Annotated in this window: 20 protein-coding genes and 1 riboswitch; of the genes, 17 read left to right on the plus strand and 3 right to left on the minus strand. The window is 64.6% G+C overall.

What is annotated here, in order from left to right; all coding sequences use genetic code 11:
* Positions 1-36 precede the first annotated feature (36 nt).
* The 11 genes from BWR02_RS08185 (at position 37) to BWR02_RS08235 (ending at position 11,336) form a co-directional block, all read left to right on the plus strand.
* Positions 37-537: a flavin reductase family protein gene (locus tag BWR02_RS08185; RefSeq protein ID WP_139557260.1), complete on the plus strand. Its 501-nt coding sequence runs from the start codon at positions 37-39 to the stop codon at positions 535-537.
* Positions 534-1,493, plus strand: a complete 960-nt coding sequence (locus BWR02_RS08190) for a hypothetical protein (RefSeq protein ID WP_139557261.1) — start codon at positions 534-536, stop codon at positions 1,491-1,493. The genes BWR02_RS08185 and BWR02_RS08190 overlap by 4 nt, the downstream gene beginning before the upstream one ends.
* A gap of 93 nt (positions 1,494-1,586) precedes the next feature.
* Positions 1,587-1,865, plus strand: coding sequence for a hypothetical protein (locus BWR02_RS08195; protein WP_139557262.1), 279 nt, complete (start codon positions 1,587-1,589; stop codon positions 1,863-1,865).
* Positions 1,866-1,875: 10 nt separating this feature from the next.
* Positions 1,876-2,589, plus strand: a complete 714-nt coding sequence (locus BWR02_RS08200; protein WP_139557263.1) for an HAD family hydrolase — start codon at positions 1,876-1,878, stop codon at positions 2,587-2,589.
* Positions 2,590-2,656: 67 nt separating this feature from the next.
* Positions 2,657-2,956: a hypothetical protein gene (locus BWR02_RS08205; protein ID WP_129883394.1), complete on the plus strand. Its 300-nt coding sequence runs from the start codon at positions 2,657-2,659 to the stop codon at positions 2,954-2,956.
* A 78-nt stretch (positions 2,957-3,034) separates the two neighbouring features.
* Positions 3,035-3,155: riboswitch (TPP riboswitch) on the plus strand.
* Positions 3,156-3,207: 52 nt separating this feature from the next.
* Positions 3,208-5,082 carry a phosphomethylpyrimidine synthase ThiC gene (gene thiC, locus BWR02_RS08210; protein WP_139557264.1) on the plus strand — a complete coding sequence of 625 codons (1,875 nt, stop codon included), beginning with the start codon at positions 3,208-3,210 and terminating at the stop codon, positions 5,080-5,082.
* A gap of 147 nt (positions 5,083-5,229) precedes the next feature.
* Positions 5,230-5,877 carry a DUF2238 domain-containing protein gene (locus BWR02_RS08215; RefSeq protein ID WP_162560075.1) on the plus strand — a complete coding sequence of 216 codons (648 nt, stop codon included), beginning with the start codon at positions 5,230-5,232 and terminating at the stop codon, positions 5,875-5,877.
* 174 nt (positions 5,878-6,051) lie between these two features.
* Positions 6,052-6,330, plus strand: coding sequence for an RNA-binding regulator (gene rbp, locus BWR02_RS08220; RefSeq protein ID WP_129883397.1), 279 nt, complete (start codon positions 6,052-6,054; stop codon positions 6,328-6,330).
* Positions 6,331-6,767: 437 nt separating this feature from the next.
* Positions 6,768-7,892 (plus strand): efflux RND transporter periplasmic adaptor subunit, encoded by a 1,125-nt coding sequence (locus BWR02_RS08225; RefSeq protein ID WP_139557266.1) that lies wholly within the window; start codon positions 6,768-6,770, stop codon positions 7,890-7,892.
* A 3-nt stretch (positions 7,893-7,895) separates the two neighbouring features.
* Entirely contained in the window at positions 7,896-11,000 is a 3,105-nt protein-coding gene (locus BWR02_RS08230; RefSeq protein ID WP_139557267.1) for an efflux RND transporter permease subunit, read from the plus strand.
* Between the two features lie 15 nt (positions 11,001-11,015).
* Positions 11,016-11,336: a P-II family nitrogen regulator gene (locus BWR02_RS08235; protein ID WP_139557268.1), complete on the plus strand. Its 321-nt coding sequence runs from the start codon at positions 11,016-11,018 to the stop codon at positions 11,334-11,336.
* 2 nt (positions 11,337-11,338) lie between these two features.
* Here BWR02_RS08235 and rlmM read toward each other — a convergent pair whose 3' ends face one another.
* A complete protein-coding gene (gene rlmM, locus BWR02_RS08240) occupies positions 11,339-12,445 on the minus strand; it encodes a 23S rRNA (cytidine(2498)-2'-O)-methyltransferase RlmM (RefSeq protein WP_139557269.1) in 1,107 nt (368 codons plus the stop codon).
* A 110-nt stretch (positions 12,446-12,555) separates the two neighbouring features.
* On the opposite strand from rlmM, the gene BWR02_RS08245 reads away from it, so the two are divergent.
* The 4 genes from BWR02_RS08245 (at position 12,556) to BWR02_RS08260 (ending at position 19,747) form a co-directional block, all read left to right on the plus strand.
* Entirely contained in the window at positions 12,556-13,773 is a 1,218-nt protein-coding gene (locus BWR02_RS08245) for an ABC transporter ATP-binding protein (protein ID WP_139557270.1), read from the plus strand.
* 18 nt (positions 13,774-13,791) lie between these two features.
* Positions 13,792-14,217 (plus strand): M67 family metallopeptidase, encoded by a 426-nt coding sequence (locus BWR02_RS08250; protein ID WP_139557271.1) that lies wholly within the window; start codon positions 13,792-13,794, stop codon positions 14,215-14,217.
* A gap of 343 nt (positions 14,218-14,560) precedes the next feature.
* A complete protein-coding gene (locus BWR02_RS08255) occupies positions 14,561-18,343 on the plus strand; it encodes a PAS domain-containing hybrid sensor histidine kinase/response regulator (protein WP_139557272.1) in 3,783 nt (1,260 codons plus the stop codon).
* Between the two features lie 96 nt (positions 18,344-18,439).
* Complete coding sequence (locus BWR02_RS08260) at positions 18,440-19,747, plus strand: lytic transglycosylase domain-containing protein (RefSeq protein ID WP_139557273.1); 1,308 nt, start codon at positions 18,440-18,442, stop codon at positions 19,745-19,747.
* 24 nt (positions 19,748-19,771) lie between these two features.
* Here BWR02_RS08260 and BWR02_RS08265 read toward each other — a convergent pair whose 3' ends face one another.
* Positions 19,772-20,251 carry a response regulator gene (locus tag BWR02_RS08265; RefSeq protein ID WP_139557274.1) on the minus strand — a complete coding sequence of 160 codons (480 nt, stop codon included), beginning with the start codon at positions 20,249-20,251 and terminating at the stop codon, positions 19,772-19,774.
* 425 nt (positions 20,252-20,676) lie between these two features.
* Here BWR02_RS08265 and BWR02_RS08270 point away from each other — a divergent pair, with 425 nt between their 5' ends.
* Positions 20,677-22,203, plus strand: a complete 1,527-nt coding sequence (locus tag BWR02_RS08270; RefSeq protein WP_139557275.1) for an OmpA family protein — start codon at positions 20,677-20,679, stop codon at positions 22,201-22,203.
* Between the two features lie 89 nt (positions 22,204-22,292).
* Positions 22,293-23,012, plus strand: a complete 720-nt coding sequence (locus BWR02_RS08275; protein WP_139557276.1) for a hypothetical protein — start codon at positions 22,293-22,295, stop codon at positions 23,010-23,012.
* 73 nt (positions 23,013-23,085) lie between these two features.
* On the opposite strand, the gene BWR02_RS08280 is transcribed toward BWR02_RS08275, so the two are convergent.
* Positions 23,086-24,447, minus strand: coding sequence for a sigma-54 interaction domain-containing protein (locus tag BWR02_RS08280; RefSeq protein WP_139557277.1), 1,362 nt, complete (start codon positions 24,445-24,447; stop codon positions 23,086-23,088).
* Positions 24,448-24,653: the final 206 nt, after the last annotated feature.

The following is a 24,653-nucleotide window of genomic DNA, read 5'->3' on the forward strand; positions in this document are numbered from 1 at the left end:
CCGTGTACCGAGTCATTTTAAGCAGAGAGTGAAGCAATGAGCGTCGAAATTGCCGAAATGTTCCGGCGAGTCAGCCATGGTGTCTACGTCATCGGTGTCGCCGCGGGTGAGCGAAGAAATGCCTTCACGGCAGCCTGGGTGATGCAGGTCTCCTTCAAACCGTTGATGCTGGCCGTCAGCATCAACCCCGGCCATTCCTCCTACGGCCTCCTCAAAGAGGGCGGGCGGTTCTCGGTCGCCGTGCTGGCCCGCGATCAGTTTGATCTGGCCCTCCATTACGGCCAGTCCGCGGGGATCGACAAACTCGAAGGGCAGGCCTGGCATCCGAGTCCGCATGGCGTGCCGATGATCGACGCCGGTATCGCGCAATTCGAATGCGTGTTCGAGAGCGAGTGCACGGCGGGGGATCACCGGGTCATCGTCGGGCGTGTGATCGATGGGGCCTTGCTCGACAAGGACAAGCCGGTGCTGATCTACCGGGATACGGGAGATGCCGACGGCGCCGCGATGTTCTTTCCGGACGACTTCGACGCGTGAGCTCACCGATCCGGCCCCGCGACTTCATCGAAGTTCCCGAGGGCCTGATTTTCGCCGTCGTCGATCCGGACCCGGAGGACGGCAAGGTGCTCTGCTGGCTACGCTACCGGCGGGAGGGCGGGACCTCCCGGCCGGTCAAGCTGGAAACCGGGAGAGCCATGGAGTTGCTGAGGAAAACCGCACCGCTGTACCTGCACCATTCCCGCCGCTCTGATGCGTGGGTACATGGTGTGCCGCAGGACCACATCAGCCGGCACCACAGCGCCGCAGCGCGCTGTGGTGCCCTGCTGACCTCGGGTGGTGCGGAGCCAATCGAGGCTCGGTTGTGCCGTCTCGTGGGGTACTTCGTTGCCCGAGGCGTCCCGGCCGATCAACTCGGTGTGACGGGGTCGCTGCTGATCGGCGCGCAGACCGCGGATTCCGACCTGGATCTGGTCAGTTATTCGCGTGCCGACTTTGCCCACTTGCGACGGCTCATCGTGGCGGGTGTCGCCAACGGTGATCTCGCTGCGCTGGACGCCGTTGCCTGGCGCGACGCCTGGGAGCGTCGCGGATGTGACCTCGGTTTCGACGACTACGTCTGGCATGAGCGCCGCAAGGCGAACAAGGCCCTGTTCGAAGGTACGAAGTTCGACGTCACGCTGGCAGTCGGAGCCGCCGCCAGTGCGGCCGTTCGGAAATTGGGCCCCCGGAGGCTGCACTGCGTCGTCGTCGACGACACGGCGGCCTACGACTACCCGGCGCGCTACCGGGTCGATGATCCCGAGGTCGGTGAGATTCTCGTCTTCACGCACACCTATGTCGGCCAGGCCGTCAGGGGGGAGGTTGTCGAGGCGGCCGGGCAACTCGAGGAAGATGCGGCGGGCCGTCTCCGCCTGGTCATCGGGTCGAGCCGGGAGTCGCCGGGGGAATACCTGCGCGTCGAGCGGCACGTTGCGGCGCACGGTCCCGCCTGAGCCGATGGGCCACGCTCGCGCGTGGCGATGCGGGTGTGAGTCTGCTAGAGTCCGGGCCGCGATAACGATAAATGTCGAGCGAGGAGGTGTGCGATGTTCGGAGGTCTGATTGCGGCGCTGCTGTGCTACTGGTTCTACCAGACGGCGATCAGGGTCAAGCTCAATCCCCTGCAATGGGTCATCGGCGCGCTGGTCATCTTTTACGCGGTGCGCTTCGCGTGGACCTTTGCCGTGTTGAAGCCGCTGATGGGGGCAGCGTTCAAGACGCACGGCATGGTTTCCGGTGTCATGATCGAGTTGTCGGGGGCGGTGATCGCAGCGGGCGTGGTTGCGCTGTTCCACAAGAAGGTGATGTTGAAGCAGGCCCGCTGAGTCCGCCCTCATGCTCGTTTCCCCTAACCCCACCGTGCGACTGGCGGAAGGGCCCATCCTCCCCCCCTTCCGTGCCGTGGTGATGGATATGGATGGGCTGGCGCTGGACACCGAGGCCACGTACTGTGACGCCTGGCGCGCGGCTGCAGCCGCCCTGGGTTTCCAATTGAGTGAGCCGTTCTGCCACGGTCTGTTCGGACGGCACGCGGACGACGTGCATGCCGCCCTGGCGGAGGCCTGCGGCGAGGGTTTCGATCTACGGCGATTTTTCGGGCTCGCCGAAGAATTCTGGCACGCCCAAATCCGCACCAACGGCGTCGCCAAGATGCCCGCGCTGGACCGTTTCCTCGGCCTGCTGAGGCAGCGCGAACTGCCTTATGCGCTGGCGACGAACAGTGACTCGCCCTATGCCCGGGAGGTGCTGGAGCAGGCCGGAGCCCGGGACCTGTTTCCGATCGTCGTGACCCGGGACGAGGTGGCGCAGGGCAAGCCGGCGCCGGATCTCTTTCTGGAAGGTGCCCGCCGTCTGGGCGCTGACCCGGCTGAATGCCTGGGACTCGAAGATTCGCTCGTGGGCCTGCAGGCCTGCCAGCGCGCGGGCCTGATTCCGGTGCTGATTCCATCGCGGGCGGCCAGCGCCTCCCGGCCTCCGGACGGAACCTGGGTTCTGCCGAGTCTGGGCGCGCTGGCGGACTGTATCGAGCGAAGCGGCGACGCCTCATGACGGGCGCTTTCCCTGGAGCCAGGTGGCGCGCCGGACACCGAATCCCGAGCCCCAACGAGGTCGAATCATGATAGGCGCACTCGCCATACTCGCCATTGCCGTTTGGTTCTACCGGACCGCCGAACGTCATTCCCTGCCCCCACTGGCCTGGTGTGTCGGCGGTGTGATCGTCTACTACGGCGGGTTCGCGTTCTGGATGTATCTGGTCATGCGCCCGTTGCTGGGCGATGCCTTTCGGAACCATAGCCTCTGGCTGGGTCTGGGACTGGACATCTCGTCCGTGTTCGTCGGTGTCGTGGGTGCGACGTTCTTCCGCGCACTCGTTATGCTGAAACGTGGAACGCCCCCACAGCAGCGGACGTTCTGACGCGCCACAGCGGGCGTCAGGCCGTTGCCCCGCCCGCCAAACTTGAAAAACCCAGCGTGATGCATTAGTTTTAAGGCCCTCAGAGGCTAGGGGTGCCCCCTCCCGCTCATCGTGTTCGATGTGGCTGGCGCGGGGCTGAGACACACCCTTCGAACCTGATCCGGCTAACACCGGCGTAGGAAAGCCGCCCCGATTCGTTACTGCCGGGCCCCGATTCCTCCGCCTTTACAACGTCCACGAAGGTGAGAGCGATGAGCGCGATTCCCAAAGACTTTCTCCACGACGCGGTCCAGGAAAAGATCGCTTCGATCCAGCCCTTCGACAAGTCCGAGAAGGTCTACGTCACGGGCAGCCGACCGGACGTTCGCGTGCCGATGCGGTGCGTGTCGCAGTCGGACACGCCGGTAGCGATGGGGGCTGAATCGAATCCGCCCGTCTTCATCTATGACACCTCCGGTCCGTTCACCGACCTGGCCGAACGTATCGACCTGCGCGAGGGCCTGCGACCCTTGCGGGCCGCCTGGATCGAGGAACGCGGGGATACCGAGGCGCTGGACGGGCCGACCTCCGAATATGGCCGACTGAGGCAGTCCGACCCTGCCCTGGCGCACCTGCGCTTCGAGCACCTCCGCGCGCCGCGCCGGGCGAAGGCGGGTGCCAACGTGACCCAGATGCACTATGCGCGGCGAGGCATCATCACGCCGGAAATGGAGTTCATCGCGATCCGGGAAAACCAGCGGCTTGAGGCCTGCCCCGACATCTACCGTTTCCAGCATCCGGGCGAGTCCTTCGGCGCTGCCATTCCGCCGGTGATCACGCCGGAATTCGTTCGGCAGGAAGTCGCGCGCGGCCGGGCAATCATCCCGGCCAACATCAATCACCCGGAATCCGAGCCGATGATCATCGGTCGGAATTTCCTGGTGAAGATCAACTGCAACCTCGGCAACTCGGCCGTGTCCTCTTCGATCGAGGAAGAAGTCGAGAAAATGCTGTGGTCGATCCGCTGGGGCGGCGACACCGTCATGGACCTGTCGACCGGCAAGCATATCCACGAGACCCGGGAATGGATCATCCGCAACTCGCCGGTGCCCATCGGGACCGTGCCGATCTACCAGGCGCTGGAGAAGGTGGACGGCAAAGCCGAGGAACTGACCTGGGAGATCTTCCGCGACACGCTGATCGAGCAGGCCGAGCAGGGCGTCGATTACTTCACGATCCATGCCGGCATCCGTCTGGCCTACATCCCGCTGACGGCAAAACGGCTGACGGGCATCGTATCGCGCGGTGGTTCCATCATGGCCAAGTGGTGTCTGGCTCACCATCGGGAGAGTTTCCTGTACACGCACTTCGAAGAGATCTGCGAGATCATGAAGGCGTACGACGTGTCCTTCTCGCTCGGTGACGGCCTACGCCCCGGGTCGATCGCGGACGCGAACGATGCGGCGCAGTTCGCGGAACTCGAGACGCTCGGAGAATTGACGCAGGTCGCGTGGAAGCATGATGTCCAGGTCATGATCGAAGGCCCCGGGCATGTGCCCATGCACATGATCAAGGCGAATATGGACAAGCAGCTTGCGGTCTGCGACGAGGCGCCGTTCTACACGCTGGGGCCGCTGACGACCGATATCGCGCCCGGTTACGACCACATCACCTCGGCCATCGGTGCCGCGATGATCGGCTGGTTCGGTACGGCGATGCTGTGTTACGTGACGCCGAAGGAACATCTCGGCCTGCCCAACAAGCAGGACGTGCGCGATGGCATCATTGCCTACAAGATCGCTGCGCATGCCGCCGATCTCGGCAAAGGGCACCCCGGCGCCCAGAGCCGCGACAACGCGCTGTCCAAGGCCCGTTTCGAGTTCCGCTGGCAGGATCAGTTCAACCTGAGCCTTGATCCCGAAAAGGCGCTGGAGTTCCACGACGAGACCCTGCCGCAGGAGGGCGCCAAGCTCGCGCACTTCTGTTCGATGTGCGGGCCGCACTTCTGCTCGATGAAGATCACGCAGGACGTGCGCGACTACGCGCGATCCCACCATCTCACGGAAGACGAGGCGCTCGAGAAGGGCATGGAGGAGAAATCCCAGGAATTCGTCGAAACGGGCGCGGAACTTTACCGGCGCACCTAGCGCGCGCGGGAATCGTGCCCGGCCGAACGGGAGGCTGCCAAGATTGCATGCTGCCGCTCGCCGGGCCCGTTCTGTCGACGTGCGAGCATGCCGTGAGCCGGGCATGATCCGAAGCTCGATGTGGCCGATCCGGGCCTCCTTGTTGCCGTGAGTCCAGGCTGGCATGCCCTGATCTGGGCGGCGGCATTCTGGTCGGGATGGGCGCCGGCCGACCGGCTGACCTGGTTTCTGGAAGCCGCGCCCGCCCTGGTCATTTATGTCACGCTGATCGCCTATGGCCGCCGCTTCCGCTTGACGCCTCTCGCCGTCTGGCTGTGTCTGGCGCTGATGCTCGTCATTTTCGTCGGCGGCCATTACGGCTTCGCGGCGGTCCCCGGCTTCGAGGGGCCGCGATCGATTCCGGGGGGCGCCGGCCACCGCAATGAATTCGACAAATTCGCCCATTTCTTTCAGGGGCTGGTCCCGGCCATCGTGTTTCGGGAACTGCTGATCCGCCTCCGGGCGATGGCCCTCCCCTTGTTGCTGCCGGTCGTCGTCCTTGCCCTGACGCTCTCGCTGAGCGCCTTGTATGAATTGTGCGAATGGGCAAGCCACCTCGTGCTCGGCGGACGCGCCGATGCCTTCATCGCGTCCCAGGCCGATCCGTGGGACGCCCAAAGCGACATGGCGATGGCCCTTTTGGGGGCATTGGCCGCTCTGGGTGCCCTGTCCCGCCGTCACGACGCGGCGCTCGCCGCCCTCGGTCACGACGCCGCCGCGAAAAATTCATTTGACAAGGCGGCTATTCGCGGTTAATTGTTTTTCCATCGTAGGCGCAAGTTGATTCACGTCGGTGGTGCTTCCTTCGATGGCCTGCGACGCGGTGAAAGCGATAGACCTGCTACGATCATCAGTTCTTGATACCTGTGCCATTGATTGAGCTGCTGATGTTGACGAGCGAAATGGCACGATTTCGAGCACGGGTCCGTTATGAATATCTATGTAGGGAATCTGTCGTATCAACTATCCGATGATGAATTGCGCCAGGCCTTCGAGGCTTTCGGCGAGGTGTCTTCCGCCACCATCATCATGGACAAAGCAACTGGACGCTCCAAGGGTTTCGGATTCGTCGAAATGCCCGATCAGTCTTGCGGCGAGGCGGCCGTCAAGAATCTGGACGGCGCGGATCTGAAGGGCCGCAACATTCGGGTCAATGAAGCCCGCCCCCGGACGGATACGCAACCGATGCGTCGTACCCGCCGCTTCTGATCTGTCACCGGGCCGTCGGCCTCCCGGCTGACGGCCCGCTTCTCGTCCCCGGAACATCCGCACCGCCGACTCGGCGCTGCCGCCGGCGGCAATTCGCGTTGTCGCCGACCTCTGCTTGAGTGCCTGAAAGCCTGGCCGCGTGTGTACACTCACCCGGCATCTCGGTTGCCTCGTCCGGGGAGACACACTCGCTACCGCGCCGGCTCGCGAGAATCGGCGGCAAATGGGAATCGGCCTGTTACAATCCGGCCTGATGAATCAAATCTACTCCTAATGCCCGGCTTCGCTGCTGAGCCGCGAACAAACGGAGCGTGGATGCCGATCCGGTCGTCATCCGCATCGTGCACCGTGATCGACGCGTTGACCACCCCTTGCCGCCCTCGAAAGCCACTCGCGTCGAACCGTCGCGCGTCGCCGCTCATTCGTTCCTTGCTGGTATGAAAATTCCGACCTCATTGCCGTTCTGGCTGTTGTCACTGCTACTGGCGCTGAGCCCGCCTTTGAAGGCGACGGATGCATCCCCGCCGGCGGTCACGGCAAATGCCGCGCTGCTGGCAAAGTTGAAGATCGTCGTCGTTGGCCAAACCGAATTGCGCGACTCATTGCGGGTCCCGGCGCGCGTCGAACTCGATCGGCGGCGGCTGGCTCATATCGGCGCGTCGGTCTCCGGTCGGGTCGTCGAGATCAGGCGCTCGCTCGGCGATGACGTCAAGAAAGGCGATCTGCTGGCGGTGCTGAACAGCGCCGAGTTGGGCACAGCCCAGTCCGACTATCTGAAGGCCATCTCCAAGCTCAAGCTCCGGCAGTCAGCGTACAACCGCGCGAAGCAGTTATACGAAAACGGGATCATCGCGGTGGCGAACCTGCAGCAGCGCCAGAATGAACTGTCCGAAGCCGAGGTGGACCTGGACACCTCGCGCGACCACCTGAAGGTCATGGGCATGAGCGATCCCGCGATCACGGACCTGGGCGCACGGGGTACGATCAAGTCGCTGTCGCCGATCACGGCGACCCTCACCGGCACGGTGATCGAACGGAACATCACGCTCGGTCAGGTCGTGCAGCCGTCGGACGCGCTGTTCACCGTGTCGGACCTCTCCCATGTCTGGCTGGTGGCCGATGTGTCGGAGCGCAACGCCCAATGGGCGCGCGAGGGCGATGACGCCGAAGCCGAGATCGCCGCGCTGCCGGGCAAACGTTTCGTTGGGCGCTTGATCTACATCGGCGACGTGATCGACCCGGATACACGGACGATGACCGTGCGCATGGATTTGCCGAATCCCGCGGACATCATCAAGCCGAACATGCTGGCAACCCTGATGATCCGCAAGCCGGCCACGCAGGAGGCGGTCATTCCGCTCGAAGCGATCGTGCGCGAGGGTGACAAGGACCATGTGTTCGTGGCGATCGGCAAGGATCAGTTCGCGCTGCGCCCCGTCACGCTGGGCGACCCGGAAGGGGGCGTGCGGCCGGTCATCTCGGGTCTGCAAGTCGGAGAGAAGATCGTGACGAACGGGTCGTTTCATCTGAACAACGAGCGCCTGCGCTCGCAACTGGAATAGTCGATGATCTCGGCTCTGGTTCGCGGTGCGCTGCGCCAGCGCATCGTCGTGGTCGTCCTCGCGGTGGCCCTGCTCGGCTTTGGCATGAAGGCCTTGCAGGCACTGTCCGTCGATGCCTTTCCGGACGTGACCAATATCCAGGTCCAGATCGCGACGGATGCCCCCGGTCGCTCGCCGGAAGAGGTCGAGCGCTTCATCACCGTCCCGCTCGAGATCGCCATGACCGGTCTGCCCGGCCTGACCGAGATGCGGTCGCTGATCAAGAACGGGCTCTCGATCATCACGCTGGTCTTCACCGACAAGACCGACGTGTATTTCGCCCGGCAGCTGGTCATGGAGCGCTTGATGGAAGTCGCCGAGCGCATGCCGGAAGGAATCAGGCCCATCCTCGGGCCCGTTTCAACCGGGCTGGGCGAGGTCTATCAATACACGCTGGACCACCCGGACGACGGACGGCGGGAGCTCACCCAAGACGAGCTGATGTATCGCCGCGAGATCCAGGACTGGGTCGTCCGCCCCCTGTTGCGCGGGATTCAGGGGGTCGCCGAGATCAACTCCCAGGGGGGCTACGTAAAGCAGTACCAGGTCCTGGTGAATCCGGACCGAATGCGGCACTACGGCCTGAACCTTGAAGCCATCTACCAGGCGGTCGCTCGCAACAACGCCAACAGCGGTGGCGGGGTGCTGCCGCATTATGCCGAGCAGTACCTGATTCGCGGGATTGGTCTGATACGCAACGTCGAGGATCTGGGGAATATCGTCCTGAAGGAGGAAGAAGGTATCCCGGTGCATTTGCACGATGTCGCCAAGGTCAAGATCGGCCACGAGGTCCGCGTCGGTGCCGTGATCAAGGACGGTTACACCGAGTCGGTTGGCGGGGTCGTGATGATGCTGCGCGGCGGCAACGCCAAGCGGGTCGTCAGCGAGATCAAGGCGCGCGTGGCGGAGATCAACGGGAGGGGCATGTTGCCCGGCGGTCTGCAGATCGTCCCGTATTACGACCGCAGCGAACTGGTCGATGCCGCCTTGCACACGGTCACCAAGGTACTGCTCGAGGGGGTCGTGCTGGTGGTCGTGATTCTGTTCCTGTTCCTGGGCGATGTCCGGTCCGCCCTGATCGTGGTCAGTACCTTGTTGCTGACGCCGCTCATGACCTTCATGGCGATGAACTATTTCGGCCTGTCGGCCAATCTGATGTCGCTGGGCGGATTGGCCATCGCGATCGGGTTGATGGTCGATGGCTCGGTCGTCGTCGTCGAGAATGCGTTCACTCTGCTCGGCGAACGCCGCGGCCGCGGGTACAGCCGCGTTCGGGTGATCAATGACGCGACCGCTGAAGTCGGTACACCGGTGCTGTTCGGCGTGGGCATCATCATCATGGTTTTCCTGCCGCTGATGACGCTGCAGGACATGGAAGGCAAGATGTTCTCGCCGCTCGCGTTCACGATCGCGATTGCCCTGTTCATCTCGCTGGTCCTGTCGATGACCCTGACCCCCGCCCTGTGTTCCCTGTTCCTCACGGGCGGTGCCGACCACGACACCTGGATCATCGCGAAAATGAAGGCGCCGTACCTGCGACTGCTGCACTTCGCGGACCGGAATCCCAAGAGCGTCGTGATCGCGGCAATCGGCCTGTTGTGCGGAACCCTGGCGTTGATCCCATTGCTCGGCACTTCCTTCATTCCGGAGATGAAGGAAGGGTCCATCGTTCCGGGCATCAACCGTTTTCCCAACATCTCCCTCGATGAGTCGATCAAGATGGAGTCGGAGGCGATGCGCCTGGTCATGGAGATTCCGGGCGTCAAGAGCGCGGTGTCCGGCGTCGGGCGGGGCGAGAGCCCGGCTGATCCGCAGTCCCAGAACGAATCGACGCCTATCGTCAGCCTGAAGCCCCGGGATGAATGGCCCGATGGCTGGACCCAGGACACGATCGCGGATGCGATGCGCGAGAAGCTCGGCGCCGCGCTCCCGGGCGTGCAGTTGGTCATGGCCCAGCCGATCTCGGATCGTGTCGACGAAATGGTCACCGGCGTGCGGTCGGACGTCGCGGTCAAGGTCTTCGGCGACGACCTGACAGCGCTAAGCGAGAAGGCGGCCGAAATTGCCCGAGTGGCCGGTACGATACGCGGCGCCCAGGATATCCGGGTCGAACGGATCACCGGGCAGCAGTATCTTGCGATTACCGTCGACCGCGATGCCATCGCGCGGCATGGCCTGAACGCGTCGGACATTCATGACATCATCGAGACAGCCATCGGTGGGAAGGTGGCGACCGAGATCTACGAAGGCGAACGGCGTTTTTCGACGGCCGTGCGCTTTCCCCAGGGCTTTCGGAACAGCGTGGAGGCGATCGGCAATATCCTCCTGACCTCGCCCAACGGCGCCCTCGTACCACTGAGCGCCGTGGCTGAAATTCGCCTGCAGGATGGCCCGGCGCAGATCAACCGCGAGACCGCGCGCCGGCGGATCGTCGTGGGCGTCAACGTCCGCGATCGCGATCTTGGCAGCTTCGTAGCCGAATTGCAGCGCGTCGTCGCCGAGAAGGTCACGATGCCGGAAGGCTACACGCTGGTCTGGGGCGGTCAATTCCAGAACATGGAGCGCGCGCTGGGTCACTTGCAGATCATCATCCCCATCACCATCGCCGCGATCTTCTTTCTGTTGTTTCTGCTGTTCAACTCCCTGCGCTTTGCAGCACTGATCATTCTCGTGCTGCCCTTTGCGTCCATCGGCGGCGTGGTTGCGCTGTTCGTGACCGGCGAGTATCTTTCCGTTCCCGCGTCGGTCGGGTTCATTGCGCTGTGGGGTATCGCCGTCCTGAACGGCGTCGTGCTGGTCTCATGCATCCGAGGCCTGCGTGACGACGGCCTTCCGCAGGCGGAAGCCATCATTCAAGGCTGCGAGCAGCGCTTTCGGCCGGTCATGATGACCGCCACCGTGGCGATGCTCGGTCTGGTGCCGTTTCTGTTCGCGACCGGGCCCGGGTCCGAGGTCCAGCGCCCCTTGGCGATCGTCGTCATCGGCGGGCTGATCACCTCGACGCTGCTGACCCTCGTGGTCTTGCCGACGCTGTACCGTTGGTTCGAAGCAAAGCGCTACGAAGCGTGAGTGGGTTGTCGTGCGATGAAAGAAATCAAGGCCATCATCCAGCCGTCAAAACTCGCGAAGATTCGCGAAGCGTTCAGCCAGTTGCGACAGTTTCCGGGCATGAGCATCTGCAAACTCGAGCGTTGCAGTTATCACGAAGACGTCATTGTCCCGACCAGTGTGCGGGATGCTCTGACCGATTCCTGGCCTCACGTGCGCCTGGAAATCGTCTGCCCCGACGATCAGGTCGACGAGTTGATTCGCATCATCGCCGACGTCGCTGAAGCCGGCCGGCCAGGAGATGAGTTGGTCTGGGTCACTCCGGTGGATTCGTTCCGGCGGTTCGGAAAGAACTAGGTTCAGCGCCTCGTCGACCGCGTTCCCGGCTCCGGCAGCCGCTGCAGATAGCCGGTCACCTCTTCCCGATCGTGATAAAGCTGTTTGATCCGCAGTCGATAGGGGCAGCCGGCGTCCTCCAATGTCACGGCGATGAATTCCTCGCAGCGGATGACTTCGTCGCGGCGCTTTTTCATCGGCAGTTTGAGGTTGAAAATGCAGTGTCGGCACCAGCCTTCCGCGAGCCACCGCGCCACCAGTTGTGCGATCCGGAACGGCTGCTCGACGACATCGCAGACCATCCAGTCCACCGGTCTCGCGGGCCGGAAGCGAAAGGCATCGGTACGGCGGTGCTCGACCAGTCCCGAATCGAGCAGTTCGGTCTGCAGGCTGCCGTTGTCGACGGCCGTCACCCGCACATGACGGCGCACCAGTTGCCAGGTCCAGCCGCCGGGTGCAGCGCCCAGATCGACGGCCGTCATCCCGGGTTGCAGCGACGCCGGTTCGCGTTCGAGAAAGGTCAGGAACGCCTCCTCCAGCTTCAGCGTGGATCGGCTGGGGGCACCACGCGGAAATCTGAGACGCGGTATGCCCATCGGCCAGGGCGATCCATTGTCCTCGAAGCTCACACCGACGTAGGCGTCGGTGGCGCTCAGAAAAAACAGATGCAGCCGCGGTACCAGGCGACCCTCGGCGATGAGATTCCGGCCTTCGGCGGCACGTCGCAGCGGGACCGCAAGTTTTCGCGTGAATGTCGACAAGGCCTTGGCCTCGTTTGTGTCGGCGGTTTCGAGCCGGATGTCGGAGAACCGGTGGGCCACGCTGAGGGCCTGCTCCAGCAGCGGGGTGATGCGATCGTCCGGCGGCAGCGGACCCGTGAGGACAGCGGACTGGACCAACTGACGCGCAAAAATCAGCCGATCGAACGCGATGCCTCCGGCACCGCTTACCCGTGCCGAGGTCTCATGCGGATGAAAAACGACGAACCCCGAACCATCCGAGGTCTTCGCATAGCCAGCCTGGCCGTCCCGGTGGGCAAAGGCGCTGATCTCCGCAGCGCATTCCTTTTCGAAGCCGGCGCGGCAGTAAAGAAGCAGGGCGTGAGTCGTTGGCGTGAGGCTGCTGTTCAAGGCCGGGGCAAACGGTGTGGAGTGGCAGGATACCGGGGTTTCGGACGGAGCGCGCGGTGCCGCCTCGGGCAAGCGGATGGATCGATTCTACGCGAATCCCGGGGTTGGTCGTGACGGACGTCATGATCCGCATGGACGCGGTCGGCAAGACATTCTGCCGGTCCCGGCACCATGCGCTATGGTACGGTGTGGCCGACGCGATCCGCCAGGCGCTCGGGCGACCCCGCCGTCCGGCCCCGCGCGCTCACGAGTTCTGGGCGCTCGATGGGGTTTCCATCACCGTGCGGCGCGGCGAATGTCTCGGCGTCATCGGGCCCAACGGGGCAGGCAAGAGCACGCTGTTGAAGCTCATTGCCCGTGACTATCGTCCCGACCGGGGTAGCGTGCAGTCGCGGGGACGACTGCAGAGTCTGCTGCGACTGGGCTCGGGTCTGCAGCCGATGCTGACGGGACGCGAGAATGTGTACGTGAAGTGTTCCCAGCTTGGCCTCAGTCCGTCCGAGGTGGACGCGCGCATGTCCGGCATCGTCGATTTTGCCGGTTTGCACGAGGCGATCGACCGGCCGGTGCGGCATTACTCGGATGGCATGTACGCGCGCCTCGACTTCGCGATCGCGACCTCCGGGCCCGTCGATGTGCTGCTCGTCGACGAGGTCCTGGCGGTTGGCGACATCGCCTTCCAGAAGCGCTGCCTCGATCGGCTGAACGCGCTCAAGCGCGCCGGGACGGCGGTCGTGCTGGTCTCGCATGCCGAGATGAATGTCCGCTACGTGGCCGACCGCTGTCTGTTGTTGCTCGACGGTAAGCCGGTCGTTTTCGGGGACACGGAAGCCGTGATCCGGAAGTACCACGAGGCCGTGGGTTACCTGAACGCTCAGGGCGATCCCTTCTCGTTTGCCGTCGAGCCCGCGATCGACGGCGACGGTGCGGCGGCGATCACCCGTCTGCAGATCGGCCCCGTGCCCGTGTCGCCCGGGGACGCCATCCGCTGGACGCTGGAGTATCGCTGCGCCGCTGGCGACTCTTCGCTGGGGCTGGTTCTGCAGTTCTGGAACACGGCCGATCTGTTGGTGGCAAGCATCGACAGCCGATACTCGGGCCCGTTGTGTTTGACGTCCGGAACGGGTCGTCTTCTGGTCGGCGTTTCGTTTCTCGGCCTGGCGCCAGGCAGATATCGTGTTGCGGGCGGATTCGTCGGCGCCGACGGCTTTGTCAGTTACGGGACCGCGCTGGCGGTGCTGCATGTGTCGGACTCGGACTACCGGCGCTATGGCGGGCTGACCATGATGCCCGCAGCCCTTACGCCGCAAACGCCAACTTTGGACTGATTTTTCGAGAAGGTTCCCATGGCTATAACTGCCCCCACCCTGTTTCCACGCGCGCTGATCAACAGGATCCTCCAGCATGCACAGACACAGACTGCATGCGAAGTGTGCGGCCTGATTGGCGCCCGGGAGGGGACGCCAACGACGGTCTATCCGGTCGACAACGTCGCCGAGCAGCGCGAATCCCGATTTGCGCTGGATCCGCAGCAACAGATCGCGGCGATGCGTGCCATGCGCGAACGCGGGGAAGTTCTCTTCGCCGTGTTCCATTCCCACCCGGCTGCACCGGCCGAGCCGTCTGCGCTGGATATGCAGCTGGGGTACCCGGATGCCTTGCAGCTGATCATTTCGCTCGGCACGCGTGGCGTCCTCGAACTCCGCGCCTTCCGCGCGCTGCCTACGGGGGGCTGCGTGGAGGTTCCGCTGTTGCTGCAGCCGGAGCGGTAGCCCGGCCCCTCGGGGCGGCCTGACGCCACCGAACAGCGCAGCAGAGGCGCTTGAGCGCCCGCCCGACTAGGCAGAAATACCGGCTTGCGGATTCCGCGGCGAATCCTTGACAATCGAGCAATCGTTCAGCCTTCGTCGGAGATCGCCTGATGGCTAATCCAACAGGGATGCGAGTCCGCTCGTTCTCTGGTCACTTGGTACACTCAAGCCGGTCGTCGCAAGCCTCGCGGCGTACCCGTCGCCTGCGCGTTGCGGCTAGGGTCGTTCTCGCCGTGTGCGCGGTCCCGCCGTTGTGACCGCCCCCGTGGGTCACCAGGAGGGTGCGGAGCCCACCGAATCGACCATGGCAGACCCGTATCGGGAACTCCTGGAGTTGCTCCAGGAGTGCGGCGTTTCGGAGCCCGAGACGTTGCGACGGACCATGGAACGGGTGACTGCGTGGGCGGTGCACCATTTCCCCGCGGAACACACGCTCATCGGTGATGTCGCCCTCGACGCCGAGCTATCGGCATCGCGGCGTCGAGAGCGCCAGGATCTGCTGGCGCAACTAACGCAGTGGTGGCCCCGCGACGCTTCCGATTTGACCGAGCGTCTCGTTGCGGCGCAGGCCGCGCTGGCGAAGGCCACGGCAAGGGATGAGGCCAAGGAAGCGCGCTACCGCGAACTGTTGGCGGCTTTGCCGGCCGGCGTGGTCCTGCAGGAGGCTGATGGCCGCATCGTGCTGAGCAATGCGGCGGCCGAAAGCATCCTGGGGCTCACCGGTGAGCAATTGACCGCACGCACGTCGGCCGATCCCCGGTGGCAGGCCATCGACGAAGCCGGTCAACCGTTGCCCGGAAACCGTCACCCCGCCATGATCGCCCTGGCAACCGGTCAGGCCCAGCGGGACGTGATAATGGGCCTGAGGAAGCCGGACGGCAGCCTGATCTGGATCTCCGTCTGCGCGGATCTGCTGGCTTCGAAAGACCATTCCGACGCACCACCGCTGGTGGTCAGTTCGTTCGTCGACATCACGGCGCGCAAGCGCTTTGAAGATGCCCTCAATGAAAGCCGGCAGCAGCTGGATCTGGTCCTCGAAAGAACCGGCACCGGTATTTGGGACTGGGACTTCGAGTCCGGGGAGGTCCGGTTCAGTCCGGGCTGGTACACGATGCTGGGCTATGTGCCGGATGAGTTGCCGGCGAGTGTGGCCACATGGGATGAACTCGTCCATCCCGATGATCGCGCCGAAGCCTGGAACGCGATCAACCACCTGCGCTCCGCACGGGACGATGGCCCGCCCTACGATCTCGTGTTTCGCATGCGGACGAAGCAGGGCGGATGGCGCTGCATCAATTCCCGCGCGGCAGTGGTCCGGCGCGACGCGCAGGGCCTGCCGGCGCGGCTGGTTGGTACCCACGTCGATCTCACGGTGGAGAGAGAGTCCGAGCGAGCGTTGTTGGAGGAGCAGCGGAAGCTGGCCGGACTGTTCAAGATCGCGCCGATCGGCATCGCGATGGCCGTCGACCGGGTGTTGATCGAGGTGAACGACACCTTGTGCCGCCTGACAGGTTATTCGCGGGACGAACTGGTCGGACGAGATACCCGCTTTCTCTATGCCGATCAGGGGGAATACGAACGCGCCGCGTTGTTCAAGTACCGCAGAGACGGGGCCGATTACGGTAACGAGGTCGACGTTCGCTGGGTACGCAAGGACGGAGTCCTGATCGATGTCGTGCTGAACGCCACCTATCTCGATCGGCGTGATCCGCGCCGCGGCATCACGTTCACGGTATTGGACATGACCGAACGCCGCCGCATCGCGGTCGCGTTGCGGGAAAGCGAAGAGACCTACCGGCTGGCCATGGAAGCCACGCAGGACGGTGTGTGGGACTGGAATGTCGAGACGGGCGCGGTGCGCTACAGCCCCGCCTGGCAGCGGATCGTCAAGGCACAGGACGTTCCGGCCCACTACGACAGCTGGGCGGAACGCGTGCATCCCGGTGACTGGCCCGACGTCGAGCGCTCGCTGCAGAAACATCTGGCCGGCGGTTGTACGCTCTGGCAGAAGGAGCACCGCCTGCGCTTGCCGAATGGCGACTGGAAGTGGGTGCTAGCACGCGGCCGTGTCGTCAAGCGGGATCTGCATGGCCGACCGCTGCGCATGGTCGGCACGATGATCGATATCGACGAGCGCAAGGCGGCGGAACGCGAGCGGGCGGTGTTGAGCGATACGCTCGACGCCAGCCTGAACGAGGTCTATCTGTTCGACGCGGAAACGCTCCGCTTCCGTTATGCGAATCAGGGGGCCCGATCGAACCTGGGCTATTCGATGGAGGCCCTGCGGGCGTTGACGCCGCTCGACCTGAAGCCGCAAGTGACCGCGGAGTCCTTCAAGACGTTGGTCGCTCCGCTGTTGTCCGGGCAACGCACGGTGCAGGTGTTCGAAGCCAGCCATCGCCGGGCGGACGGCAGTCTTTATCCGGTCGAAGTTCATCTGCAGTTGTTTCGTCAGGGTGGCGAAGGCGTCTATCTTGCGGTCATCCAGGACATCACCGAACGCAAGCGGAGCGAAGCCTCGCTGCAGGCCAGCGAGCAGCGTTTCCGCTTCTGGGTCGAAGCCACCGAATCCGTCTTCTGGATGGCGGATCGGGGGGGGGCACTGGTCGAGCCTTCGCCCTCGCTGGAGCGGCTTACCGGCCTGAGCCGCGAATGCTGCCTGGGGCACGGCAGGCTGGCCGCGATACATCCCGACGACCGGGAGGGCTATGCAGCGGAACTGGGGCGTGCCGTTGCGCTGGGGGAGGCTTTCGAACTCCAGCTCCGTTACTGGGATGCCAGCGCCGGCGCCTACCGCTGGTACCTCGAGCGCGGGGTCCCGCACCGGTCTGGCGATGGGTCGATACAGGGCTGGCTAGGCGCAGGGGTCAGCATCGATCGGCAGAAGTGCGCCGAGGCCGCGCAACAGGACATGATGCGTCGCAAGGATGAGTTCATCGCCATGTTGGGTCATGAGTTGCGTAACCCCCTCGCGCCGATCCAGAACGCGAACGACATCCTGGGCGCGGTGGCCGGCAATGACCCGACGCTGCAATGGGTCCATGACATGGTGGGTCGGCATGCGACGCACCTGATCCGCCTGGTCGACGACCTGCTCGATGTCGGTCGCCTGCTCCGCGGCAAAATCGCCCTGCAAACCGAAGCCATCGCGGTAGTGACGCTGCTGCGGCAGCTGGCCGAGTCGCATGGGCCGGAGATCAAGGCGCGCGGTCAGCAACTGCACCTGTCCTTGCCTGAAGAAACCGTCGTGATTCCGGGTGATTCGGTTCGACTGACCCAGATTTTCGACAATCTGCTGAACAATGCGATCCGCTATACCCCCGAGGGCGGGCAGATCTGGCTTGAGGCCGTGGCCGAGGAGGGACAAGCCGTCGTGCGGGTCCGGGACTCGGGGATTGGTATCCCTGCCGACCTACTGCCTCATATCTTCGATCCCTTTGCCCAGGGACAGCGGGATCTCGATCGTTCGGAAGGCGGGCTGGGCATCGGCTTGACGGTCGCCCGTCAGCTGGCCGTCCTGCATGATGGCGACATCGAAGCACGGAGCGTCGGTGTCGACCGGGGCAGCGAGTTCATCGTCCGCCTGCCGCTGGGCGACTGGACGGCAAGCCGCGAGCCGGTCGAGTCCACGGTGCCGGAACCCGCGGAGGGGGCCCCTCTGCGGCCGCTTCGCGTGCTGATCGTCGACGACAATGTGGACGCCGCTCACAGTCTCACCCTGCTGCTCGAGTACTTCGGCATCGAGGTGCAGGCCGCGGCAGACGGAGCGGAAGGACTGGAGCTGGCGAGCGCCGCTAGCCCGGACCTGGTCCTGCTGGACATCGGTCTGCCGGGCATGGACGGTTTTGAAGTGGCGCGGCGCCTGCGGCAGATGGATGCCACCCGGTCGGCGCGTATCATTGCCGTGACGGGCTATGCTCAGCCGGAATATCGTGTGCGGGCCCGGAAGGCCGGTTTCGACGGCTATCTGGTCAAGCCGATCCGCCTCGACCAGATCCGCGACCTGGTGGCCTCATTTTCCCAAGGCCCCGGGCCCTCATCGCCGCCGACGTCCGACATCGTCGCCCCCAAGTCGCGTACGGGATGAGTCACGCTGTGCACCGGTCTGCCCTGCCTGGGGCGGACTCGTGTTCGATAGCGCGGAGCCGTTAAAATGTAGGGCCGGTTCAAGGGAGGCCGTTCGATGAAACGCTTGACGTCGGTCTTGTACCTGAGCGCGATATTCGCGACCCTCGGGATGGGAGGCTGCAGCAGCCCGACGCCACCGCGGCAGCAGCGGCACACGGTGGCCGTGCCCGAGACTGCTCCGTCTCCCCCGCCCGGTCAGCCGGACTCGGGGTTCCAAGCATCAGGAGATGACGACTTTCCCCGTCCTGCCGATCTGGAACCGCAGATCGATTTCTGGCGCAAGGTTTACGGCACATGGAGCCGCTCGCAGGTCGCCATCCACGACGACCGGTATCTCGGTGTCGTCTACGAACTGGTTGATCTCCCCGGATCGATCACCGAGGGTTACAACGCCCAACAGAAGGAACTCGTGCGTGAACGGAAGGACTACTGGCAGCAGCGGATGCGCTACCTGGCAGAGGCCTGGGTTCAGAACCGGTCGCTCGATGGGCCGGACAAGGCCATCCTGTCCCGGCTCGAGGCGGCCGCTGCGAGGCCGGATGCGATCCTGGGCGCAGCCGATCGGGTCCGTGCGCAGCGCGGCTTGCGCGAACGCTTCAAACGCGGCCTGGAGATCAGTGCTCGCTATGAGCAGACGTTCCGCCGCATTTTCCGCGATGCCGGTCTGCCCGAGGACCTCGCGTATCTTCCGCACGTCGAGTCCTCGTTTCAGGCGCATGCCAAGTCGTCGGCCGGCGCCGTCGGCATCTGGCAATTCACGCGTTCTGCTGCGGCGAGGTTCATGACCATGAACGACGTGGTCGACGAACGACTGGACCCGGTTGCGTCGGCGCGCGGCGCGGCACGCTACCTGCGGTACGCTCTGGGCAAGCTGTCCGTGTGGCCGCTGGCTCTGACCAGCTACAACCATGGGATTGCCGGCATGCAGCGGGCGCGGGAATCGGTGGGGGAGGATTTCGTGCGGATCGTGCGCCACTACGATAATCCGAAGTTCGGGTTCGCGTCCCGGAATTTCTATGCGGAATTTCTGGCTGCCCGGGATATTGCGCGGCACCCTCAGCGATTTTTTCCGGAGGGTTTGCAGGCCGAGTCTCCGCTGGACTGGGAGCGGGTCGTGCTGGCGTCCGACCTGCCCTTATCCGAGGTGGCGCGGCGCTACGGTGTCGACCGAGACCGTCTGATCGGCATGAATGCCGCTTGGAGCGAGTCGGTCACAGCGGAGGTGGTGCCGGTACCGGCCGGCACCGAAGTCTGGTTGCCTCCGGGCATGGGGGCTATGTCGGGGACTGGTGCCGGCGCAGACCACGCCGAAGCGGCGGCCAACCGATCGTTCGGAACTCACCCCGCAGCCGCAATGGAATGATGCCCCCCGGCGCGGTGATGCGCCTTAGGCGGTCGCAGCGTCGGTGCGGTGGCGATAATTGGCCAACGCGTCTCGCAGTGAGGTCAGCGTGACGGGCTTGACCAGAAACTCATCGAAGCCGGCATTCCTGGCACTGTTCCGAAGCTCCCGTGAGGCGTAGCCCGTCATCGCGATGAGGTGCGCCGTCGAGCCGCTGTCGATCGCCCGGATACGGCCAGCGACTTCGAACCCGTCCATGCCCGGCATGCTGATGTCGAGTACGATGACGTCGGGATGGAACCATGTCGCCGCCGCGATCGCCTCGCCGCCATCGGTGGCCGTTCTAACCTCGTGGCCGTCCATCCCCAGCAGGAACGCCAGCGTTTCAGCGGCATCGGGGTAGTCATCGACGACGAGGATGCGCAGCTGGCCGGGACTCGCCTGAAAATGGGGCGGCGCGACGGGCCTGACGGCAGGTATGCGGAAGGCTCCCATGCCCGTCAGCCGGAGAGAGCGTCCAGGCATGAACTGGACAGCCTGCAGCGGGACCTCTTCGGCCCGCCTCGTCTTGCGACGAAGTCCGTTGCGGCTTTGTTGTCAGTCGACATGCTCATCCCCATTACGCTGAAAGAAGTCGCCCTCGGCTCTGCCCATTGCGCTGCGGCAAATGCGATGACCCGCGGAGCCGCGCATGTTACCGAAACTCGGGCCGACTTGGAACAGAACCGACTCGGCGCCCGTTGCGTTGGTCTCGGCTGGCGTGCGCAGCGGAAATGCTGCGATAATCCGGCCCGGCAACCGATCGTCCGAATCCTCGCCGACGGGTCCGTAGAGACGACACACCGTGGACTCCCCGCACTGCTGCGATCATTTACGCCGTATGTCTGCATACCCGCGATCCAGTGTCGCGACCCGTTTCAGTCGTGCGTCCACTGATTGCTTCGAGCGGCATGGCTAGCGCATACGACGCCATCCCCTCCGGTTCCGCCAGCGAACAGCCTCGCCGGCGCGACGCCTCCCACCAGTGGGGTCGGGCTGCATGGCTCCCGACCGAGACATCGGGCCTGCTCGGACTCATCCGCAGTCGTCTCGACGAAGCCGTACTGCAGCGTTTGGCCTGCATGCTACATTCCGGCCTGCCGCAGGCCCGGAGCTCGGTCGAGGCCGTGCTCCCACCGCTGCTGGTCGGACTGATCGGGGTGGCAGCACGGCCGGGAAAGGCGCGTCGTGTGGCCGAGGTGTTCGAGGCGATCGATGAGTCGCTGCTGGAGCGCTTGGCGACCGCGCTCGACCCTTCCGGTCTGGAGTGCATCCAGGCCCTCGGCCGTCAGGCCATGAACCGTCTCGTCGGGCACGCCGCCGCGTCCCGTCTAGTTTCGCGCGCGGCCCGCTACGCGCAACTGGACAACGCCGCGGCCCGCGCGCTGCTGGAAACGCTGACTCCGGTCGCCCTGGCTGCCGCCAAGAGCCAGATGCGAGCGTGCGCCGCGGGTTCCGAGGGGCTTTCGGCACCGGCGGCGCCTGCCGATGCACCGTACCCACCGCTCCGGGCGCTAGAACGGCCGTATCTTCCTCCGGATTCCAGTCTGCCGGCAGCACGCGGCATGTCGGCGCCGTTTCGCCGACATGGGGTGCTCGCTGCGGTCAGCCTTGCCTGGTGCCTGTTGCTCGGCTACTGGGCGCTGTCGCCCATGTCTCCGATCCGCCGGCCCGTCGTCTTTCAGAAAGCCACATCGGCCACCCTGTCGTTGAGCAATGTCGGTGCCCAGGTGGAGTACGCCGGCGTGGTCGACAACGAGCTCAGTCGAGCACGGGTGCTCGAAATGTTGGCGGATCAGGTGGGTGAGAACAACCTCGTCGGCGAACTCCGGATCGATGCACGCGTGCCGCCTCCGCCATGGCTGGGTGCGCTGGCTTCCGTCCTGTCGCTGACCCGGCAGCCGGGTGTGGACCTGTTGCTGAGCGGCAGCCGCGTGGACGTGACCGCAGCCAGTCTCAACGACGGTGCCGGGATCGTGCATAGACTCCGTGCTTTATGGGGCGACCACCTGGCCATCGGGCTCCGTGATCGCCGGATAGATCCATTGCGGCTGGCCGAACTCGACACCGGTGCCCCGCTCGCCGATCTCGAGACCATCCTCGGCGCCTGGGTGATCCATTTCACCCCCGACAGCGACGAAGTGCCGTCCGCACACCGGCCGCTGATTCGCCGCGTGGCGTACCTGATGGACCGGTTGCCGGAGGGGGTGGTCGTCGATGTTTGCGGACATACGGATGATACGGGTGATGCCGCAGTGAATCTGACCTTATCACAGGTTCGGGCGGAGTCGGTCCGCGAAGCCTTGATCGACGCCGGTGCGAACCCCGCCCGTTTGCGCGTCAGAGGCTATGGCAGCCAGCGGCCGGTAGCCGGGAATGATCGGCCGCACGGACGTTCGATGAACCGTCGGATCGAGTTCGTCCTTCGCCGCGATTGAGCGGGATCCGCGCCACGATGTTCCGTCTGAGCCGAATGCCTCGGGTCGCCACCGGCAGAGCGAGGGGGCGTTTTAGCCCGCTCGGGTTGATGTACCGCCTGGTCCGGCTAATCCTCTCGGTGGGCGGTTCCGCTGCGGTTCTCGCAAGCGCCGGTTGTGGTGGGGCCGAACCGATCGCCCCAAGCCGCTACGCGGTGACGGCGCAGGTCGTCGACAGTCGCACGGGCCAACCTGTTTCCCCGCCGAAGGCGCCCAAGCGTCCGACCCCAGAACGGCCCTCGGTACGTGCCGCCGAGCCGGTGTTCCGGAAGCTCGAGCCGATTCCGGACGAGGAGCCTGAACCCGGCGCCCAGCCCGCGCCGCAGCGAACTGCGGAGGAAGAGGCCCTGATCGGCGTCGCCAGGGAACGCCCTTTCCTCCCCGTTGAAGCCAGGGTCGACGGTCAGGCCGTCGTCATGAATTTCGCCGGTGGCGATGACCGGTGTCGCACCGTTGCGGCGACCTATCCGGCGCGGCGGGTCGCCGAGCTATGGCGGGTCTGCTCGGATGGACAGTACAGCTTGGACCGGGAGGCGGAGGCGATTCCCGATCTGCCGAACGATCCGGGGCTGCAGGCGGCACGACAGGCCGCCGCGCATTGGGCCTATGCGAACGGACGCGCCGATTCGTCGTATGGCGAACTGATGGTCAGGGCCCAAGCATCGGGACAAAAAGATCAGAATGGCTGTATGGTCGTTCGGAATGCCGTCACGTGGAATGGCGTCACCATCGGTATGAACGACGACATCCTGTGTTCCGCGCCGGAGTGATGCCGTTACGCCATCGCCAGCCGCTGGCCGAGCCGGGTCGTGTCGCGACTGCAACCGAACTGTGCTCGGGGCGTCACGTGAGTTGGTATTTCTTCCGTTTGCGCCAGAAGGTCGCACGACTCATCCCGCAGATGCGTGCGGCTTCTTCCAGATTTCCGCCAGTGACCTGCAGGGCTTCGCGGATCAGCTCGGCTTCATCGTGGCGGCGAGCCGGTCGTAGCGGCATCGCCAACGCGGAGAGCGTTGCCGGTGGTCCTTCACGGAATTCCGGCGGGAGATCCTCCAGTGTCAACTCGGTGCCGCGGCCGACGGCGAAGGCGTACTCAATGACGTTTTGGAGTTCCCTGACGTTGCCCGGCCACGCGTAGTCCAGCAGTCGCCGCATCGCGCCGGGCGCGATCGTCTCGATGTGCCGCGGACCCTGGCGATTATGCTGGTCGATGTACAGCCACAGCAGATGGCTGACATCCTGCCGACGCTCCCGCAGCGGGGGCAAAAAGAGGGGCACGACGCGCAGGCGGTACATCAGGTCCTCCCGAAAACGCCCGGCTTTGACCTCTTCGCGCAGCGCGCGATGCGTGGCGCCGATGATCCGGACATCGACCGTCACAGCCCGGTCGCTGCCGACCGGCATGAAGCTGCGCTCCTGCAGCACGCGCAAGAGCTTGGCTTGCAGTTCGAGCGGCAATTCGGCGACCTCATCCAGGAACAGGGTGCCGCCGTTGGCTTGCTGGAAAACGCCCGGATGGTCCCGGACGGCGCCGGTAAAGGCGCCCTTGACGTGCCCGAACAATTCACTTTCCAGCAGGCTCGGGGTCAGCGCGGCGCAATTGATCGCCAGAAAGGGCTGGTTCCTTCGCTGACTTTCCCGGTGCAGTGCGCGGGCCACCAACTCCTTGCCGGTTCCCGACTCTCCGCGGATCAGCACCGTCGCGTCGGTCTCTGCCACGTTGCGTATGATCCGGATCGCCTCCTTCATGACGGGATCGCGCGACACGATTCCATGGAAGCTCTCAACGTCCGTCCGTGAGGGTGTGACCGGAACCTCTCCGGTGTCCGCCTGCAACAGTTCGATCGCGCCTGCGAACTCGCCCGCGGCATCGAAGAAGGCTCGCGCGGTTCGGCGACAGGCCATGGCTTTGTCGCCGGGGCGTTGCAGCGTTACCGGCTGGGCCTTGATCAGCCCCTGCGCGGCGAGTTCGGCCGCATTGGGCGCCGCATGACAACCCAGTGCCTCATGGCACGGAACGCCCAGCACTTTCTCCGACCCCAGGCCGAACATCCGTTCGGCGCCACTGCTCCAGAACAGAATCCGGCTGTCCGCATCGACAACGAAGACGGCCGCGTCGTCGATCAGATCGGTAAAGACATCGAAGGCGGTGTCGGGACCGATCTGACTGAGCCAGCGATTGAAGAAGGGTGAAGACTGGGCCATGGCGCGCGGCGTTTCGGAGATGTTTCACCTGTGCGATGAAACTTTACCATAGACGTCTCGCATGTTTCATTATGAGATATCTCCCGGGAGCGCCACCGGTCGGTGACTCGGTGAAGCCGGTGGAGTCGCGGGCTGGCTCCCGATGGCAGCGATCTGGCACGGTCCTTGTTTCATGCGCATTATCGATTGCTGATCTGCATGGACTG

It is taken from the genome of Methylotetracoccus oryzae (assembly GCF_006175985.1).
GTDB classification, from domain to species: Bacteria; Pseudomonadota; Gammaproteobacteria; order Methylococcales; family Methylococcaceae; genus Methylotetracoccus; species Methylotetracoccus oryzae.